Genomic DNA, 16,774 nt, shown 5'->3' on the forward strand with positions numbered 1-16,774 from the left:
CAGCGACCGGCCGCGGGATCACCGGACCCCGGGCACCCGATACCGCACGAAAGCCGGCACCGCCCGCGCCGCCAACACCACCCCGACCACCACGAGCACACCGCCGCCCGTCGCGGCGACGGTGGTTCCGACGGCAGCAGCCACCGCGCCGTGCGCAGTGTCGGCCAAGCGGGGTCCGCCCGCGACGACGACGATGAAGACGCCCTGCAGCCGACCGCGCAGCTCGTCGGACGCCGCCTCCTGCAGGATCGTCGACCGGAACGCCGCAGACACCATGTCGGCCGCACCGCCGAAAGCCAAGCAGCCCAGAGCGATCCACAGCATCACGCCTGCGGTGCCGTTGGCCGCCCCTGCCGCGAGCCCGAAGCCGACGATCGCCAGGCCCCACGCCACGATCGCGCCGACCACCGCGAGCCCTTGCCTGCGCACCCGGGGCAGCCAGCCGGAGAAGACGCCGCCAGCCACCGCACCCGCCGACATCGCGGCCGCCAACAGCGCCATCGTGGTGCCGCCGTCGACGGGACCGCCGAAGCTCTCGTGGGCCATCTGCGGGAACAGCGCCCGCGGCATGCCGAAGATCATCGCGATCAGGTCGACCACGAACGACATCAGCACCACACGGTTGCCCGCGAGGTAGCGGAAACCGTCGAGCACGGCGCCCAACCCGTAGCCCGGTGCACCCTCACCGGTCAGCAACGGCGGCATCGGGGTCAACCTGACGGTCGCCCACACCGCGGCGAGACAGGTCATCGTGTCGATGAGATAGAGGGTCGACAGGTCGACCCAGTGCAGGAGGACACCCGCGAGCAGCGGGCCCGCGATCGCGCCGAACTGCATGACCGTCATGTTCAAGGCGTTCGCCGCCGGCAACTGCGGGGTGGGCAGCATCCGCGGGATCGCCGCCGACCGGGTCGGCGAGTTCACCGCGAAGAACGCCTGCTGCACCGACAGCAAGCTCAACACCACCCACACGTTGTCGATCGCCAGCGCCGCCTGCAGCCACAGCAGCGCCGAGGACACCGTCAAGCCGCTGGAGGTGATGATCAGCAGTTTCCGCCGATCCATCGCATCGGCCCATGCGCCTCCCCACAGCCCGAAGACGACGAGCGGCACCAGCGCGAACAGCCCGGCCAGTCCGACGTACAGCGAGTTCTGGGTCAGGACATAGAGCTGCACGGGGACCGCGAAAATCGTCAGGTTCGCGCCGACAACGGTGACGATGCCGGCCGACCACAGCCGCCGGAAATCCGGTGTCTGTAGCGGCGTCGTGTCGGCGAAGAGCCGCCCCACTACGGTTGGAGGCGTTCGATGCGGTCCTGGCGAACGCGAATCCTGTTGTGCAGCCTATTTTCTCGACCCTGCCAGAATTCGATCTCCTCGGCCGCGATGAGATAACCACCCCAGTGCGGCGGGACGGGCACCGCCTCGGCGTCGGCGAACCGTTCGGTGACCTCGGCGAGCTGACGGTGCAGCGCATCACGCGAGGCGACAGGCGTGCTCTGCGCCGATGCCCACGCCCCCAGCTGCGACCCCCGGGGACGCTGCGCCCAGTAGGCGGCGGTCTCGGCGTCGGGCACCTTGGTCACCGCCCCGCGGACGTGTACCTGCCTGCCGAGCGCGTACCAGGGGAACGTCGCCGAGGCGTACGGCTGGGAGGCGAGCTGCTCGCCCTTGGCCGAGTCGTAGTTCGTGTAGAAGGTGAGGCCGGATACGGTCACGCTCTTGCACAACACGGTGCGGGTGAACGGTCTTCCCGCCGCGTCGACCGTGCCGACGACCATCGCGTTCGGTTCGACGACCCCGCCCTGCTCGGCGTCGGCCAACCAGCTGGTCAGCAGGGCGAGCCAGCCGCCGTCGAGCCAGGTCTCGTCGAGGTCGGCGCTGCCGTCCTTTTCCACCGATCCGTACTCCACCCGCATGCGCGCGAGGTGATCCGATGTGCTCACGCGATCACGCTACGCCCAGAGGTACGACTGGCAGTTTCGGCGGCGGGGGGTGGTGCGACAATCACGCCCATGACTGCGGTGCCCAAAGATTTCGCCCCCGGACTCGCGGGCGTGGTGGCGTTCGAGACCGAGATCGCCGAACCGGACAAGGACGGCGGCGCCCTGCGCTACCGCGGCGTCGACATCGACGACCTGGTGGCGAACCAGGTGACCTTCGGCGACGTCTGGGGTCTGTTGGTCGACGGTCGGTTCGGCCCGGGACTTGCGCCCGCCGAACCGTTCCCGGTCCCGGTGCACAGCGGTGACGTTCGCGTCGACGTCCAGGCCGGCCTGGCGATGCTGGCCCCGATCTGGGGGTTGCAGCCGCTGCTGGACATCGACGACCAGACGGCGCGCGACGACCTGGCGCGGGTCTCGGTGGTGGGACTGTCCTACGTCGCGCAGTCCGCGCGCGGTATCGGCAAGCCGGCCGTCCCCCAGCGCATCATCGACGAATGCCCCACGGTGACAGCACGATTCATGACCCGATGGCAAGGCGAACCCGATCCGCGGCACGTCGAGGCCATCGATGCCTATTGGGTGAGCGCTGCCGAGCACGGGATGAACGCCTCGACGTTCACCGCGCGGGTCATCGCGTCGACGGGCGCAGACGTCGCAGCCGCACTGTCCGGTGCGATCGGCGCGATGAGCGGTCCGCTGCACGGCGGCGCCCCCGCCCGCGTCATCCCGATGATCGAGGAGGCCGAGCGCACAGGTGACGCGCGCGCGGTCATCACCGGCATCCTGGATCGCAAAGAGAAGCTGATGGGATTCGGCCACCGCGTGTATCGGGCCGAAGATCCCCGGGCTCGCGTCCTGCGGGCCACCGCGCAACGGCTCGCGGCGCCGCGATACGAGGTCGCCGCCGCGCTGGAACAGGCCGCGCTGGCCGAGTTGCGGGAACGCAGGCCCGACCGTGCGATCGAGACCAACGTCGAGTTCTGGGCAGCGGTGATCCTCGATTTCGCGCAGGTGCCGCCGACGATGATGCCCGCGATGTTCACGTGTGGGCGCACGGCGGGCTGGTGTGCCCACATCCTCGAACAGAAGCGCCTCGGCAAGCTGGTGCGACCGTCGGCGATCTACGTGGGCCCGTCACCGCGCAGCCTCGAGTCGGTCGAGGGCTGGAACACGCTGGCCCGGCCATGACGACCGAACGGATCGTCTTTGCCTCGGCCGCACGCTATCTGGCGACGCTCGCGCGTCAGATACCCGCGGATCGGTGGGACGATCCGGGGCTCGGCGAGTGGTCTGTGCGCGATCTGGTCGGGCACACGTCACGATCGCTGATCACCGTGAGCACCTACCTGCACTCCCCAGCATCCCGCGAGGATGTGCGCACACCAGCCGAGTACTACGTGCGCATCAACGCCCTTGCCGCCGGCATGGGCGCCGAGGCGATCGTGGAGCGCGGGCGTCAGGCCGGCCGTGATCTCGGGGAACACCCCGTCGCCGCGATCGACGAACTGGTCGAGCGTGCGCTCGGCGACATCGACGCCGCCGGTGATCCCCTGATCGAGGTGATCGGTGGGCTGGGCGTGCGGTTGAACACCTACCTGCCGACCCGGACCTTCGAGATCGCCGTACACGGTCTGGACATCGCCGCTGCGGTGGGGCTGACCGTGCATCCGCCGGTCGAGGTGCTCGCCGAGGCCGCCGCGCTGGCCGGCCGCATCGGCGCACATCTGGGGCAGGGCCCGGCGGTGCTGCTGGCGTTGACCGGACGCAGCACGCTGCCGGCGGGGTTCTCCGTCGTCTGAGCCGATGAGTTCCGCGGACCGGCCGGGTCAGTACCGACGACCGTCCGACCCTCACCGAAGGAGACTTTCATGGCCATCGACAACACCCCGATGCTCGTCCCCCACCTCGTGGTCGGCGACGCCGCCGCAGCGCTGGACTTCTACGCCAGGGCATTCGGCGCCGAGGAGATGGTCCGACTGCCGGGACCCGACGGCAAGCTGATGCACGCCTGCATGCGGATCAACGGATCGATGGTGTTCCTCAACGACGACTTCCCCGAGTACAACGACGGGGTGTCGACCACCCCCACCGCGCTGGGTGGCACGCCCGTCACGCTCCACCTGCACGGCGCCGACGTCGATGGCCGATTCCAGCGGGCCCTCGATGCCGGCGCGGTCGTGGTCAACCCTCTCGAGGACCAGTTCTGGGGTGACCGCTACGGGGTGGTGCGTGACCCGTTCGGCCATCATTGGGCGCTCGCCGAGTCGGTGCGCGAGGTCGACGTCGCCGACATCGCGGCGCAGATGGGTAGCGATGCCTGACAATTCCGCTGGTGTGTTTGCCAGGCTAGGCGGGGCGGGCCAGCAATAATCCGACGATGATCTGGTTGCTCCAGTTCCCGCCTGTGCTTCTCGGACTGATCTGGGTCGTCGTCATCGTGGGAATCTCCGTGGGCGGGCTCGTGCTGTTCCGCAAGATGGTGTCGCACACTCGGCTGGAGAACGCGAATCCGGTGTCCAGTGCGGTGTTTCAAGTCGCCGGAGTGCTCTACGCCGTACTGGTCGCGTTCGTCGTCGTGGTGGTGTGGGAACAGATGGGCGACGCCGAGGACGCCAGCGGCAAGGAGGCCTCGGCGGTCGCCGAATTGCTCCGCGATTCCACTGCGCTACCGGCCGCGAACCGTGACGAGGTGGAGCGCAGCCTGATCGCCTATACGCGGAACGTGATCGACAGCGAATTCCCTAGGATGCGCCGCGGCGAGCCCATCTCTGAGCAGTCCGAGGCGCTCGACAACGTGTGGAACTCGTATCTGAAGGTCCAGCCGGAGACCCGCAACGAGATCGCGTTCTTCGATCATGCGATCGTCCGATTGAACGATCTGAGCGCCAACCGGAAGTTACGGGTGTCCACGGGCGAGGCCTCGGTGCCGGCCGAACTGTGGGTACTGCTGATCGGTGGCGGCGCCGTGCTGATGGCGTTCACCTACCTGTTCGGCACGCGGGACCTGCTGGTCCACGGATTGGCGATCGGGTTGACGGCATCGTTGCTCGCCTTCGTGATGTACCTGATCTTCGCGCTCGAGCATCCGTACGTCGGCGCGCTGTCGGTGCAGCCCACCGCGTTCATCAACGTGCTGAACTACTGGAACAGTTAGCGCAGCAACCCGGCCAGCAGCCGTCGGTGCATGGGCTCGACCGGCGCAGCGGCGGCGACACGCAGCATCTCGTCGGTGTCGGTGAACTTCACGCGGGGGCGCCGGCCCTCACCGCGCGCCACCTCGGCGGCATCGATCGCGCGCCATCCGACGGCGTCGACGACCTGTGGCTGTCGTCCGCGGACAAAGCGCTCCACAGCTGACGGCCGGTGGCTCGGTTCGGGCAGACGCCGCGCGTTGTAGTCGGCGACCAGGGTCTGCACGGTCTCTGCCGCACACGACTTGTTCGTGCCGATGAACCCCGTGGGACCACGCTTGATCCACCCGGCCACGTAGCAACCGTGCAGTGGCGCATCACCGTCGAGAACCCGGCCACCGTCGTTGGGCACCACCCCGGCGGTCTCGTCGAACGGGACTCCTCGAATCGGCATGCCGCGGTAGCCGATCGACGTCAACACGGTGCCCGCCTCGATCGTGACCACCTCGTCGGTGCCGGTGACGTCGAATTCCATCCCTGTCACCCGTTGCGCGCCGAGCACCCGGCGCGGAGTGAGCAAGTACGCCAACCGAATTCGCGGACGGGTGATGGGCGCGGTGCTGTCACCGAGTTTGGTGAGGATCTCGAGTTTGCGACGAGTCAGGTCGTCGGTCACCTCGGCCAGGTCATCGCGCACCCTCTGATGATCGGCGGGGGCCAGCACGACCTCGCATCGAGCCGTGAGCCCGATCAGTTCTGGCAGGGTGAATGCCGACGCGGCAGGACCACGCCGCGCGGCGATCACCACCTCGGAAACGTTCGACTCGCGCAGCGCCGCCAACGCATGATCGGCGATGTCCGTGCGCGCCAACGCATCCGGATCGGTGGTGAGAACACGCGCCACATCGAGGGCGACGTTGCCGTTGCCGACGACGACCACGCGCTCACCGCTGAGATCGACCGAGAGGTCGGCGAAATCGGGGTGCCCGTTGTACCAGGCCACGAATTCGGTGGCGGTGCACGCACCCGGGAGGTTCATCCCCTCCACGTCGAGGCGCTTGTCGGTCGGCGCACCGACGGCGTAGAGCACTGCGTGATGGTGCTCGAGCAACTCGTCGTGGGTGAGGTCCGATCCCACCTCGACGTTGAGGAAGAACCGAAAGTCTCGGCGGGCGGCGATCTTGTCGAACAGCGCAGTGACCCGCTTGGTCGCCTGGTGATCGGGAGCCACGCCTGCGCGCGCCAAACCGTAAGGTGTCGGCAGCTTTTCGAACACGTTGACCTGCACGCCCGCTTGGGTGAGCAGCTCGTCTGCGGCATACATCGCGGCGGGCCCGGAGCCGACGATCGCGACCCGCAACGGGCCGCTGCCGCGGGTGTGCACCATCGGCGCCTCCGGCACCGGAGCGAGCTTGGACGTCGGCGGGAGCTTGCCTTCCCGCTTCGGATAGAACCCTGCGTTGATCTCAATGAACGGCAACTGCTCGGCGCTCAGCCTGCTGTCGGGTGCGATCGCACCCACCGGGCAGGCCGACACACACGCTCCGCAATCGACGCAGGCGTCCGGATCGATGTAGAGCATCTCGGCGGTCGCGAAGCCCGGCTCATCCGGTGACGGATGGATGCAGTTGACCGGGCACGCGAAAACACAGGACCCGTCGCTGCAACACGACTGGGTGATCACATGGGGCATGGTCTGTCGCTGGCCTGTCGCTACGTCTGTCCTGGCCTACGCGACCGAAGCCAGGTGCGCGCGCTGCGGCTCGCTGCGATACCGGCTGGGCCGCCCGCTGATCCGGCAGATACGCCACATGAGCTTGGCGAGCGGGTTCATCAGCCCGGTGTCGTGGGCCAGCATCCGCACGTCACCGAACATGTCCTGCAGCATCTGCCTCGACTCCGCAGAGGAGAAGAAGATGTCCTTACGCACCGAGCGCGGAATGTCGAATTCCTTCCAGAACGCCCGCGGCGGGACGATGATCGCCGAACACAGCACGCGCATGACCACAGGAACGTAGAGCGAGAGCCAGAACCGCTTGCGCCGCGGCAGATCCGGAACCCGCTTTCGCAGGTACTCGTGAGCGAACGAGATGTGGCGGGCCTCCTCGGCGACGTGAATCGCCATGACGCGCTCCATGATCGGATGGAGCGCCTTGCCCTCGCGCAGCACGTTCTTCTGCGTGTGGTCGATGGGCTCCTCGCCGGCGAGGATGCCGAACCAGAACGGGATCGGCAGCGGGCCCGCAACCAGCGGGATCACGGGCTGCACCCACTTGAGCAGCTTCGGCATACCCGGCACGTCGGCGCCGATGCGGTTCACCATCTCCTGGAACATCAGGGTGTGGTTGCACTCTTCGACCGCCTCGTGCAGGCAGTAGCGGTACTCCGGCGAGCCGTTGGGCGTCCAGAACGCGTACTCCATCAGCCCGCGGATGAGGATCGACTCGAAGTGCAGACCGACCTTGGCGACGTTGGCCTGGCGCCACATGCCGATCTCGATCTGGCGCTGCTTGGACTGGGAGCGGTACCACTCGTGCTTGCCGATCGGGTCCGTCGCCGGGAGAATCCAGCGCTCGTCGTTCGGCGTGACTGCGAACTCGGGCGAGTTCCAGTCGATATCGGTGTACGGATTGAAATTGCGCCGCACGGACCCCTCAGAGAGGGTCTGCAACGTGTTCACGTACTCCGCGTCGTCGAACACGTCCATGTTCTTGCGCCAGCGGCGGATGATCTTCGTGCGTGCTTCTTTGACTGTCATCGGGAGCCTCCATCCCTCATACGAGGTTTACATTCCTGTACCCGTTGTCCAGCGACAGTACCCGCGGTCCCACAAATTGAACAGGGCAATCTCCTGAATGTGCCCTGAGCGCGTTATTCCGATCACACGTGATGCAGATCACAAGCACAACGGTCGATGTCACCGGATTCCCACCGGATTCGAAGGGTGAACCACCCCGGTTCTAGGCTTGCCCCATGGCTGCGGACCTCACGATTCCCGACGACCTCAAGCCCGGCGACGGCCGGTTCGGCTGCGGACCGTCCAAAGTGCGCCCCGAGCAGCTGACCGCGCTGGCCGAGGCCGGTTATCTCTTCGGCACCTCGCATCGGCAAGCCCCGGTGAAGAACCTGGTGGGCCGCGTCCGCGACGGCCTGAGTCAGCTGTTCTCGCTACCCGAGGGCTACGAGGTGATCCTCGGCAACGGCGGCTCGACCGCGTTCTGGGACGCCGCGGCGTTCGGGCTGGTCGACAAGCGCTCGCTGCACCTGACCTACGGGGAGTTCAGCGCGAAGTTCGCCTCGGCGGTGGCCAAGAATCCCTTCGTCGGAGACCCGGTGGTGATCAAGGCCGACGCCGGCAGCGCACCCGCACCGACCGCGGACCCGTCCGTCGACGTCATCGCGTGGGCACACAACGAGACCTCGACCGGCGTCGCCGTCGACGTCCAACGTCCCGACGGCTCGGGCGACGCGCTGGTCGTCATCGACGCCACCTCTGCCGCCGGCGGCCTGCCCGTCGACATCACCGACGCCGACACCTACTACTTCGCCCCGCAGAAGAACTTCGCCGGCGACGGCGGCCTGTGGATCGCGCTGATGTCGCCGGCCGCGCTGGCCCGCGTCGAGGCCATCGCGGCGTCCGGCCGCTGGGTGCCGGACTTCCTGTCACTACCCATCGCGATCGAGAACAGCGTCAAGAACCAGACGTACAACACCCCCGCGATCGGCACGCTGGTCCTGCTCGCCGAGCAGATCGACTGGCTGCTCGGCAACGGTGGACTGGATTGGGCGACCAAGCGCACCGCGGACTCGTCGTCGCGGCTCTACTCCTGGGCCGAGGCATCGTCGTTCGCCACCCCGTTCGTGACGGACCCGGCCCTGCGCTCGGCCGTCGTCGGCACCGTCGACTTCAACGATGACGTCGACGCCGCGGCCGTGGCCAAAACCCTGCGCGCGAACGGCATCGTCGACACCGAGCCGTACCGCAAACTGGGCCGCAACCAGCTGCGCGTGGGCATGTTCCCGGCGGTGGAGCCTGACGATGTGAGCGCTCTGACCGCGTGCATCGACTGGGTCGTCCAGAGGATGTAGCGACTGCCGCGTGTCACCGCGGTAACGGCGAGATAACGCAGTAGGGTGACCGCGTATCGGGCTCAGCGCAGCCCGAGAGGAGGTCGCCATGCGGGAACTGAAGGTCGTCGGACTCGAAGTCGACGGCAAACGGATCATCTGCGAGACGGACGACTCCGGCGAGAAGTTCATCCTGCGCTCCGATGAGCGACTCAAGGCCGCCGTGCGCGGCGACCGGGCCGGCTCCAACCAGACAACGATCGATGTCGAGGTGCCGAACGTGCTGCGCCCCAGGGAGATTCAAGCCAAGATCCGCGCCGGAGCCTCTGTGGAGCAGGTCGCCACCGCCGCCGGTGTCGACATCGCACGGGTGGAACGGTTCGCCCACCCGGTCCTTCTGGAGCGCTCCCGGGCCGCAGAGTTGGCCACCGCCGCGCACCCTGTGCTGAACGACGGTCCGTCCGTTCTCACGCTGCTGGAGACGGTGACGACCGCACTGATCGCCCGCGGCCTGGACCCCGAAGCCACCGAGTGGGACGCGTGGCGCAACGAGGACGGTCGCTGGACGGTGCAGATGGCGTGGAAGGCCGGCTTGTCCGACAACGTCGCGCACTTCCGGTACGCGCCGGGCGCCCACGGCGGCACGGTGACCGCGTTCGACGACGCCGCTTACCAGCTGATCGATCCGAGCTACGCCCGGCCGCTGCGGCCGCTCGCCCCCGTGGCCCAGCTCGCCCTCGGCGATCCTGAACCGGTCGCCCCGGCGCCCGCCCCCGCCCCCGCATCCGCACAGGTGTCGGTGCATGCACCAGAACCCGAGCCGACGGCCGAGGAGACCCCCGCCCCCGAGGTGAAGCCGTCTCGCCAGAAGAAGGCGCGGCCCACCGTGCCTGCGTGGGAAGACGTGCTGCTAGGCGTACGTTCCAGCGGCGGCCAGCGCTAACAACCCGATCCATGCGGCGGCGACTCCGACGATCCCGCCGAGCACGAACCAGCGCCACACCGGCGCCCTGCGCCAGCCCCACACCGTCGGGGCCAGTCCCCCAACGGCGACGAGATTCAATCCGATCGCCAGCAGCGGACTCACCCTCATCAGACCGATGCCCAACACGATGAGCACCGCGGCGAGTACGGCCGCGACGAACGCCGCGACGGTCAGCCCGGTACCCCAGGGAGTCGGTTCCTCGGGCTTCACGGCGCGAGCCTATCCCGCTCGTAGAACGCCAATGCCGCTGCTGTCGCGACGTTGAGGGAGTCGGTCCCGCGTGACATCGGAATGCGGGCGCGCACGTCGCAGGCGCGCATCGTGTGCTCGGTCAGACCCGGCCCTTCCGCCCCGACCAGGATGCCCACCTTCTCGCCGACCAGGCCGGCACAAGCGTCGGCCAGCCGCTGCGCAGCAGGATCTGGGGTCATCGCGATCAATCGAAAGCCGTTGTCGCGCAACAGGCTCAGATCGCCCGGCCAATTCTGCGCCCGCGCGAACGGAACCAGCAGCGCATGCCCCATCGAGACGCGCACGGCGCGCCGATACAGCGGATCGGCACACCCCGCGCCGAAGATCACCGCCCCCACCCCGAGGCCCGCGGCGTTACGGAAGATCGAGCCGAGGTTCTCGTGGTCGTTGACCCCCTCCAGCACCGCCACCGTCCGCGCACCGTCGAGCACCTGGGGCACGGTCAGCTCGTCGGCGCGCGACGCAGAGGCCAACACTCCGCGGTTGAGATGGAACCCGACCACCTCGGCCATCACCTCGGCGCTCGCGCGGTAGTACGGCGCAGCGAGCCCGTCGAGGTCGGCGCCGAGCTCGGCCAATCGGCGGTCGGTGCCCAGCAGCGCCCGCGGACGGAACCTCGACGCGAGCATGCGCTGCACCACCAGCACGCCCTCGGCGATCACGAGGCCTTTGCCGCTCGGCAGATCGGGCCGCCGATCGACACTGTTGAGGTCGCGGAAATCGTCCAGGCGCGGGTCGGAGGGATCGTCGACGTCGATGACGAGGGCGGGCACGGCGACCGACACTACCGACGCGTGCGTATCGATCGATTACGTTGGGTCGCGATGACGACGACACCTCCCGAACCGCCGCCGCTGCCACGCGGCCTGACCTCCCCGTGGCCCGTGATCGTCGTGATCACCGCCGGGTGGCTCATCACGGCTCTGCTCGCGTTCACGGTCGCATCGTTGGCGCCGTGGCGGCCCGTCAGCCTGGCCGGACTCGGCGTGGGCGTTCTTGGCACGTCGATCTTTCTGTGGCAACGTCACGCCGTGCGCCGCGGATCCCGCGGGGCTCAGAGCGGTTTGGACTGATTAGAGGAGGACACCGTCATGGCGGCGCCCATTCTGCAAGCGCAGATCGACATCAACGCACCGGTCTCGACCGTGTGGAAGCTGGTCTCCGATCTGGACCGGATGCCGCAGTGGAGCCCGCAGTGCCGGCTGATGAAGGCGATCGGCGGGGTCCGCCAGGGCGCCCGCACCATCAACATGAACCGCCGCGGAATGTTGTTCTGGCCCACCACATCTCGCATCACCGAATACGTGCCCGAGAAGAAGCTGGCGTTCAAGGTGAATGAGAACAACACCGTGTGGAGCTACGAGCTCGAGCCCACCGACGCCGGCACCCGGCTGGTGGAGACCCGCAACGCCGAGAACGGCACCACTGCGGCGTCGACGTTCCTGGTCGGCAAGTTCATGGGCGGGGTGCCCAGCTTCGAACAGGAACTCATTCAGGGCATGAACGCCTCGCTGGCGCGCATCAAAGCAGCCGCCGAGAACTGACGAACTAGGAGCGCTCCTCGGTGCGCTCCACCAGATCCAGCACACCGTCGTCGAACGGGTCGAACTGCGGCGAGCCCGCTCCCTTCGGCGACGGCGTGTCGGAATGGGCTCCGCACCCGTACTCGGCATCGACCACACGGCCGTCAGCGGCGTACTCGTTCGCGCAGACCCCGAACATCACACCCAGCGCCCCGCCCAGCGGCACGTAGAACCCGCAATCTCGGCACTGCCGGCGCGTGGCGCGGGCCATCGCCGAGCCGGGTCCGAAATCGCCGTCGTGCCAGCGCTGCGCGGCATCGGCGCGCCCCCACAGGCTCAGTACCTGACGCCGGCCCAGCCCGACCTCGACCGCCACCTCGTCGATCTGCGGATCGCCGGTACCCAGGAAACCCGGAACCAGTCGCGGATCGTCGGCAGGCGGTGCGAGCAGGTCACCCGGACCGAGATCACCCGCGCGGACCCGCTCCTCCCACGGCACCCATTCGGGTGCCAGCAGCGAAGACGGGCCAGGGACCAGGACGAGCTCGCTGATGGTGACCTGGGTCGCGCCGGGCCAGGCCGCCACCACGACGGCCCACTGCCAGCCCCGGTAACCGGGCAGCTCCGCGACGAACCGGTGGGTGGCCGAGAACTGGTCTTCCACCTCGGCGCCGAGATAGTCGCCGATGGTGTCGGGGCCGCTGAACTCCACGATCGCGGCGCGGGCGTCGCCGTCGGCGCCGACCAGCATCGCCACGAGTTCCGCGGGCATCGGCTCGGGCTCGACCGGTTCAGTCTCGGTCACCTCGGGCTCGACCGGTTCAGTCTCGGCCGCCTCGAGCTCGGCCGGTTCGGTCGCCTCAGAGAGTTCCGACTCAGCCGGTTCGACCGCCTCAGCAGCCTCAGCCTCCACTGCAGTCTCGGCGGACGGCTCGACCACCGACTCGGCCGCCGGTTCGGATGCCTCGGCTGGCCGATCGGGCTCGGGCGAGGAAGGTTCGGTCACGCTGTCCATCGGTGTTCATCTTGCCCGACGCAGCCGGTCGCGAGCCACACCGGTTGGCTGCACGTCCGCTGTCGCCTCCATGGGGGAGAATCGAGCGCGTGACAGGAGCGCGGCGCGACCACCAGGACCCCGCCGGTCCGACCGGCGGACGCTACTACCCGCCGCGTCCGCCCGCCGGGGAACACCCGGGGATGGCCAACTACCCCAGCGATCCGGTGTCGGGCGGCGGCAGGCGAGCCTCCTCCGCCGCCAACTCCAGCGGGAACCGCTGGTTACCGCCCCTGGACGAGCACGATCGTCGTCGCAACTACGACCGGTTCGACGAGGACCGGGCCGTCGGCGCCGAGAAGGTGACGGTCACGCGCGCGGCCGCGCAGCGCAGCCGCGAGATGGGCTCGAAGATGTACGGGCTGGTCCACCGGGCAGCCACGGCCGACGGCGCCGACAAATCCGGTCTGACCGCGCTGACGTGGCCGGTGGTCGCCAACTTCGCGCTCGACGCCGCGATGGCGGTCGCCCTGGCCAACACCCTGTTCTTCGCGGCCGCGACGGGCGAGAGCAAGAGCCGGGTGGCGCTCTACCTGCTCATCACGATCGCCCCGTTCGCCGTCATCGCGCCGCTGATCGGACCCGCTCTGGACCGTCTGCAGCACGGCCGCCGTGTCGCCCTCGCCGCATCGTTCGGCCTGCGCACCGTCCTGGCAGTGATCCTGATCGCCAACTTCGACAGCGCGACCGGCAGCTTCCCGTCCTGGGTGCTCTATCCGTGCGCGCTCGGCATGATGGTGCTCTCGAAGTCCTTCTCGGTGCTGCGCAGCGCCGTGACGCCGCGGGTGCTGCCCCCGACCATCGACCTGGTCCGGGTCAACTCCCGGCTGACGATGTTCGGCCTCCTCGGCGGCACGATGGTCGGCGGCGGTATCGCGGCCGCGGCCGAGTGGGGGTTCCAGCTGTTCGCCATGCCCGGCGCGCTCTACGTCGTGGTCGCGGTGTCGATGGCCGGCGCGGTGCTGGCGATGCGCATCCCGAAGTGGGTCGAGGTCACCGAGGGTGAGATCCCCGCGACGCTGAGCTACCACAGCGGCACCGACGGGGAATTCCGCGAACCACCCGCCGCGAAGGCTCGACAACCGCTGGGCCGCAACATCATCGCCGCCCTGTGGGGTAACTGCACGGTCAAGGTGATGGTCGGCTTCCTGTTCCTCTACCCCGCGTTCGTCGCCAAGGCCCACGACGCGAGCGGCTGGGAGCAGCTGCGCATCCTGGGGCTGATCGGCGCCGCGGCCGCGGTGGGCAACTTCATCGGGAACTTCACCGCGGCGCGCCTCAAACTCGGTCATCCCGCGCAACTGGTGGTCCGGTGCGCGATCGCGGTGACCGCGATGTCGCTCGCGACCGCACTCACCGGCAGCCTGCTCGTCGCCGCCGCGACGACCCTGGTCACCTCGGGAGCCAGCGCCGTCGCCAAGGCATCCCTGGACGCCTCGCTGCAGGACGACCTGCCCGAGGAGTCACGCGCGTCGGCGTTCGGTCGCTCCGAGTCGCTGCTGCAGTTGGCCTGGGTGATCGGCGGTGCGACGGGCGTGCTGATCTACACCGAGCTGTACGCGGGGTTCACCACGATCACGGCGCTGCTGATCCTCTGTCTGGCCCAGACGATCTTCAGCTACCGCGGCGAATCGCTGGTTCCGGGGCTAGGCGGCAACCGCCCCGTCCACGCAGCGGCACAGGGCGTGCGCGCCGAGCCGGCGGTGACCGGCGAGTGAAGCGCGTCATCGCTGTCCTCGTCGCCGTTGCGCTGCTCGCCGCAGCCGGCACCGCCGTCGTGGTGTGGCGGCTCTCCCGCGACGCGGGACCGGAGCTGCCGGAGATCTCGGCCTTCTCCGCCGGTCAGCTGACCCGCGTCGGGCCCTACCGGTTCTGCCAGGTACTCAACCCCACCGACTGTGTCGTGCCCGCAGACCAAGGCGAGTTGCCCGTGTCAGGGCGCCACCCGGTGCAGCTGTCGCTGCCCGCCGAGATCGCGAAGGCGCCATGGGTGCTGCTGCGCGCCTACGAGGACGGTGACGTGATCGAGGAGTTCCGCCCCAATGCCCGTCTCGCGGTGACGATCCCGACCGTCGACGCGCAGCGCGGGCGGCTGACCGGGTTCGCGGTGCAGCTGCCGACGCTGGTGCGCGATCAGGACGGCAACGAGTTCCCGGTGCCGCACGCCGAGTGGTCGGTACGCACCGACTGGAGCTGATCAGCCCGCGCCGTGGGCCGCGGGCACCTGCTCGCTCTCAAGCGGCGGGCCCGGCGGGGTCCCGTCACCGAATGGCCTGCCCCCCAACGCTTCTCGACCGTGCGGGGTGAGCCAGTTCGCCAGGTCCGGGCCCTTCGGCACCACCCCGGTGGGATTGATGTCGCTGTGCACGATGTAGTAGTGCTGCTTGATCTGCACGAAATCGATGGTGTCGCCGAAGCCGGGCGTCTGGAACAGGTCGCGCGCATAGGCCCACAGCACCGGCATCTCGGAGAGCTTGGCGCGGTTGGTTTTGAAATGTCCGTGATAGACGGGGTCGAAGCGCGCCAGCGTGGTGAACAACCGGACGTCGGCCTCGGTGATGGTGTCGCCCACCAGGTATCGCTGATCTGCCAGCCGGTCGGTGAGCCAGTCGAGCGCGGTGAACAACCTGTCGTAGGCCCGCTCGTACGCACGCTGGGAGCCGGCGAAGCCGCAGCGGTACACCCCGTTGTTGACCTCGGTGTAGATGCGCTGGGCCACCTCGTCGATCTCGGCACGCAGGGGGTCGGGATACAGCTGAGGGGCACCGTCGCGGTGGTAGGCGGTCCACTCGGTCGACATGTCGAGCGTGATCTGCGCGAAGTCGTTGGTCACGACCTCGCCCGTCGGCACGTCGACTATCGCGGGCACCGTGATGCCCTTCGGGTAGTCAGGGATGCGCTTGTTGTACGCATCGCGCAGGAAGTGGATGCCCAGCACCGGATCGACACCGTCGGGGTCCAGATCGAATGTCCAACTGCGCTCGTCATGGGTGGGGCCGCAGAAGCCGATCGACAGCGAGTCCTCGAGCCCGAGCAGACGACGCACGATGATCGTGCGATTCGCCCACGGACAGGCCCGCGCGACCACCAAGCAGTAGCGTCCCGCCTCGACCGGATAGCCGTCGCGGCCATCGGCAGTGATGCGGGTGGAGATGTAGTCGGTGTCCCGATCGAAGTCGCCGCCGGAACTCGACGGGTCGGCCACGTAGCTCATGGACTCTGTCTTACCCCGTCGGGCGACCGACGACTCAGGCGTCGAGTTCGCGGGCTCAGGCGTCGAGTTCGCGGGCTCAGGCGTCGAGTTCGCGGGCTCAGGCGTCGAGTTCGTGGGCTCAGGCGTCGAGTTCGCGGGCGACGGCCTTGACGACCTCCGAGACGCGACGGGCCACCTTGCGATCCGGGTAGCGCCCCTTGCGCAGCTCCGGCTGCACCGCGCCCTCGAGCAGGGTGATCATGTCCTCGACCATGCCGTGCAGTTCGTCGGGGGTGTGCTTGTGCTCGACGGTGGCCGCCTCGCGGCGGGTCCGGGTGAGGCTCGGGGGCGGATCGATCAACTTGACGCTCAGCGCCTGAGGGCCGCGGCGGCCGGCGGCGACACCGAAGTCGACACGCTGGCCGGCCTTGAGACCCTCGACACCGGCGGGCAACGCCGAGGAACGCACGTAGACGTCCTCACCGTCTTCCTGCGAGAGGAACCCGAAGCCCTTCTCCGCGTCGTACCACTTCACCCGGCCGGTCGGCACTTCTCTCACCTGCTTGTCTGTCTGAGCCGATACGTCCGCACCCAACGGGGTACAGACCGCTTACATAGAGGA

The 16,774-nt window shown here is 68.5% G+C and carries 19 protein-coding genes; 10 read left to right on the forward strand and 9 right to left on the reverse strand.

Annotation, left to right across the window (positions count from 1 at the left end; translation table 11 throughout):
- Positions 1–18: 18 nt before the first annotated feature.
- Together ACZY1G_RS08165 and pdxH are read right to left on the reverse strand one after the other, a co-directional pair.
- A complete protein-coding gene (locus tag ACZY1G_RS08165; protein ID WP_463822084.1) occupies positions 19–1,290 on the reverse strand; it encodes an MFS transporter in 1,272 nt (423 codons plus the stop codon).
- Positions 1,290–1,919 (reverse strand): pyridoxamine 5'-phosphate oxidase, encoded by a 630-nt coding sequence (pdxH, locus tag ACZY1G_RS08170; protein ID WP_463822237.1) that lies wholly within the window; start codon positions 1,917–1,919, stop codon positions 1,290–1,292. Before pdxH ends, ACZY1G_RS08165 begins: the two co-directional genes overlap by 1 nt.
- Before the next feature lie 96 nt (positions 1,920–2,015).
- On the opposite strand from pdxH, the gene ACZY1G_RS08175 reads away from it, so the two are divergent.
- From ACZY1G_RS08175 to ACZY1G_RS08190, 4 genes are all read left to right on the forward strand, one after another.
- Complete coding sequence (locus tag ACZY1G_RS08175) at positions 2,016–3,134, forward strand: citrate synthase 2 (RefSeq protein ID WP_463822085.1); 1,119 nt, start codon at positions 2,016–2,018, stop codon at positions 3,132–3,134.
- Positions 3,131–3,745: a maleylpyruvate isomerase N-terminal domain-containing protein gene (locus ACZY1G_RS08180; RefSeq protein ID WP_463815108.1), complete on the forward strand. Its 615-nt coding sequence runs from the start codon at positions 3,131–3,133 to the stop codon at positions 3,743–3,745. Before ACZY1G_RS08175 ends, ACZY1G_RS08180 begins: the two co-directional genes overlap by 4 nt.
- 69 nt (positions 3,746–3,814) lie before the next feature.
- Positions 3,815–4,267, forward strand: a complete 453-nt coding sequence (locus ACZY1G_RS08185) for a VOC family protein (RefSeq protein ID WP_463815106.1) — start codon at positions 3,815–3,817, stop codon at positions 4,265–4,267.
- 56 nt (positions 4,268–4,323) lie between these two features.
- Positions 4,324–5,100, forward strand: coding sequence for a bestrophin-like domain (locus tag ACZY1G_RS08190; protein WP_463815105.1), 777 nt, complete (start codon positions 4,324–4,326; stop codon positions 5,098–5,100).
- On the opposite strand, the gene ACZY1G_RS08195 is transcribed toward ACZY1G_RS08190, so the two are convergent.
- Together ACZY1G_RS08195 and ACZY1G_RS08200 are read right to left on the reverse strand one after the other, a co-directional pair.
- Entirely contained in the window at positions 5,097–6,770 is a 1,674-nt protein-coding gene (locus tag ACZY1G_RS08195) for a 4Fe-4S binding protein (RefSeq protein WP_463822086.1), read from the reverse strand. The two genes, ACZY1G_RS08190 and ACZY1G_RS08195, sit on opposite strands and share 4 nt — an antisense overlap.
- A 36-nt stretch (positions 6,771–6,806) precedes the next feature.
- On the reverse strand, positions 6,807–7,835 hold the full coding sequence (locus ACZY1G_RS08200; RefSeq protein ID WP_463822087.1) for an AurF N-oxygenase family protein: 1,029 nt from the start codon (positions 7,833–7,835) through the stop codon (positions 6,807–6,809).
- Positions 7,836–8,050: 215 nt separating this feature from the next.
- Between ACZY1G_RS08200 and serC the strand changes: the two genes are divergently transcribed.
- Together serC and sepH are read left to right on the forward strand one after the other, a co-directional pair.
- Entirely contained in the window at positions 8,051–9,166 is a 1,116-nt protein-coding gene (serC, locus tag ACZY1G_RS08205) for a phosphoserine transaminase (protein WP_463815102.1), read from the forward strand.
- Positions 9,167–9,254: 88 nt separating this feature from the next.
- Positions 9,255–10,088 (forward strand): septation protein SepH, encoded by an 834-nt coding sequence (sepH, locus tag ACZY1G_RS08210; RefSeq protein ID WP_463815101.1) that lies wholly within the window; start codon positions 9,255–9,257, stop codon positions 10,086–10,088.
- On the opposite strand, the gene ACZY1G_RS08215 is transcribed toward sepH, so the two are convergent.
- Together ACZY1G_RS08215 and ACZY1G_RS08220 are read right to left on the reverse strand one after the other, a co-directional pair.
- The gene (locus ACZY1G_RS08215) at positions 10,056–10,340 is read right to left on the reverse strand and encodes a DUF2537 domain-containing protein (RefSeq protein WP_463815100.1); all 285 of its coding nucleotides are present in this window, start codon (positions 10,338–10,340) and stop codon (positions 10,056–10,058) included. The genes sepH and ACZY1G_RS08215 overlap by 33 nt on opposite strands.
- Positions 10,337–11,155, reverse strand: coding sequence for a TrmH family RNA methyltransferase (locus tag ACZY1G_RS08220; protein WP_463822088.1), 819 nt, complete (start codon positions 11,153–11,155; stop codon positions 10,337–10,339). Before ACZY1G_RS08220 ends, ACZY1G_RS08215 begins: the two co-directional genes overlap by 4 nt.
- Before the next feature lie 51 nt (positions 11,156–11,206).
- Between ACZY1G_RS08220 and ACZY1G_RS08225 the strand changes: the two genes are divergently transcribed.
- Together ACZY1G_RS08225 and ACZY1G_RS08230 are read left to right on the forward strand one after the other, a co-directional pair.
- A complete protein-coding gene (locus ACZY1G_RS08225) occupies positions 11,207–11,455 on the forward strand; it encodes a DUF2530 domain-containing protein (RefSeq protein ID WP_463815098.1) in 249 nt (82 codons plus the stop codon).
- 18 nt (positions 11,456–11,473) lie between these two features.
- A complete protein-coding gene (locus ACZY1G_RS08230; RefSeq protein WP_463815097.1) occupies positions 11,474–11,926 on the forward strand; it encodes an SRPBCC family protein in 453 nt (150 codons plus the stop codon).
- A 4-nt stretch (positions 11,927–11,930) separates the two neighbouring features.
- Here ACZY1G_RS08230 and ACZY1G_RS08235 read toward each other — a convergent pair whose 3' ends face one another.
- On the reverse strand, positions 11,931–12,677 hold the full coding sequence (locus tag ACZY1G_RS08235; protein WP_463822238.1) for a DUF3027 domain-containing protein: 747 nt from the start codon (positions 12,675–12,677) through the stop codon (positions 11,931–11,933).
- 332 nt (positions 12,678–13,009) lie between these two features.
- Here ACZY1G_RS08235 and ACZY1G_RS08240 point away from each other — a divergent pair, with 332 nt between their 5' ends.
- Together ACZY1G_RS08240 and ACZY1G_RS08245 are read left to right on the forward strand one after the other, a co-directional pair.
- Positions 13,010–14,677, forward strand: a complete 1,668-nt coding sequence (locus ACZY1G_RS08240; protein ID WP_463822089.1) for an MFS transporter — start codon at positions 13,010–13,012, stop codon at positions 14,675–14,677.
- Positions 14,674–15,156: a DUF2771 domain-containing protein gene (locus tag ACZY1G_RS08245; protein WP_463822090.1), complete on the forward strand. Its 483-nt coding sequence runs from the start codon at positions 14,674–14,676 to the stop codon at positions 15,154–15,156. Before ACZY1G_RS08240 ends, ACZY1G_RS08245 begins: the two co-directional genes overlap by 4 nt.
- On the opposite strand, the gene ACZY1G_RS08250 is transcribed toward ACZY1G_RS08245, so the two are convergent.
- Together ACZY1G_RS08250 and ACZY1G_RS08255 are read right to left on the reverse strand one after the other, a co-directional pair.
- Positions 15,157–16,173: a glutathione S-transferase family protein gene (locus ACZY1G_RS08250; protein ID WP_463822091.1), complete on the reverse strand. Its 1,017-nt coding sequence runs from the start codon at positions 16,171–16,173 to the stop codon at positions 15,157–15,159. It abuts the gene before it with no gap.
- A 118-nt stretch (positions 16,174–16,291) separates the two neighbouring features.
- The gene (locus ACZY1G_RS08255) at positions 16,292–16,702 is read right to left on the reverse strand and encodes a cold-shock protein (RefSeq protein ID WP_335332866.1); all 411 of its coding nucleotides are present in this window, start codon (positions 16,700–16,702) and stop codon (positions 16,292–16,294) included.
- Positions 16,703–16,774: the final 72 nt, after the last annotated feature.

The sequence above is a fragment of the Mycobacterium sp. IDUB_5 genome, from assembly GCF_055419565.1.

Bases quoted from the DNA above. Each gene is read 5' to 3' on its own strand.
- ACZY1G_RS08180 (WP_463815108.1), top strand. From the start codon at position 3,131: ATGACGACCGAACGGATCGTCTTTGCCTCGGCCGCACGCTATCTGGCG.
- ACZY1G_RS08225 (WP_463815098.1), top strand. From the start codon at position 11,207: ATGACGACGACACCTCCCGAACCGCCGCCGCTGCCACGCGGCCTGACC.
- serC (WP_463815102.1), top strand. From the start codon at position 8,051: ATGGCTGCGGACCTCACGATTCCCGACGACCTCAAGCCCGGCGACGGC.
- ACZY1G_RS08250 (WP_463822091.1), bottom strand. From the start codon at position 16,173: ATGAGCTACGTGGCCGACCCGTCGAGTTCCGGCGGCGACTTCGATCGG.
- pdxH (WP_463822237.1), bottom strand. From the start codon at position 1,919: ATGCGGGTGGAGTACGGATCGGTGGAAAAGGACGGCAGCGCCGACCTC.
- ACZY1G_RS08190 (WP_463815105.1), top strand. From the start codon at position 4,324: ATGATCTGGTTGCTCCAGTTCCCGCCTGTGCTTCTCGGACTGATCTGG.
- ACZY1G_RS08185 (WP_463815106.1), top strand. From the start codon at position 3,815: ATGGCCATCGACAACACCCCGATGCTCGTCCCCCACCTCGTGGTCGGC.
- ACZY1G_RS08175 (WP_463822085.1), top strand. From the start codon at position 2,016: ATGACTGCGGTGCCCAAAGATTTCGCCCCCGGACTCGCGGGCGTGGTG.
- ACZY1G_RS08235 (WP_463822238.1), bottom strand. From the start codon at position 12,677: ATGCCCGCGGAACTCGTGGCGATGCTGGTCGGCGCCGACGGCGACGCC.
- ACZY1G_RS08195 (WP_463822086.1), bottom strand. From the start codon at position 6,770: ATGCCCCATGTGATCACCCAGTCGTGTTGCAGCGACGGGTCCTGTGTT.
- sepH (WP_463815101.1), top strand. From the start codon at position 9,255: ATGCGGGAACTGAAGGTCGTCGGACTCGAAGTCGACGGCAAACGGATC.
- ACZY1G_RS08200 (WP_463822087.1), bottom strand. From the start codon at position 7,835: ATGACAGTCAAAGAAGCACGCACGAAGATCATCCGCCGCTGGCGCAAG.
- ACZY1G_RS08230 (WP_463815097.1), top strand. From the start codon at position 11,474: ATGGCGGCGCCCATTCTGCAAGCGCAGATCGACATCAACGCACCGGTC.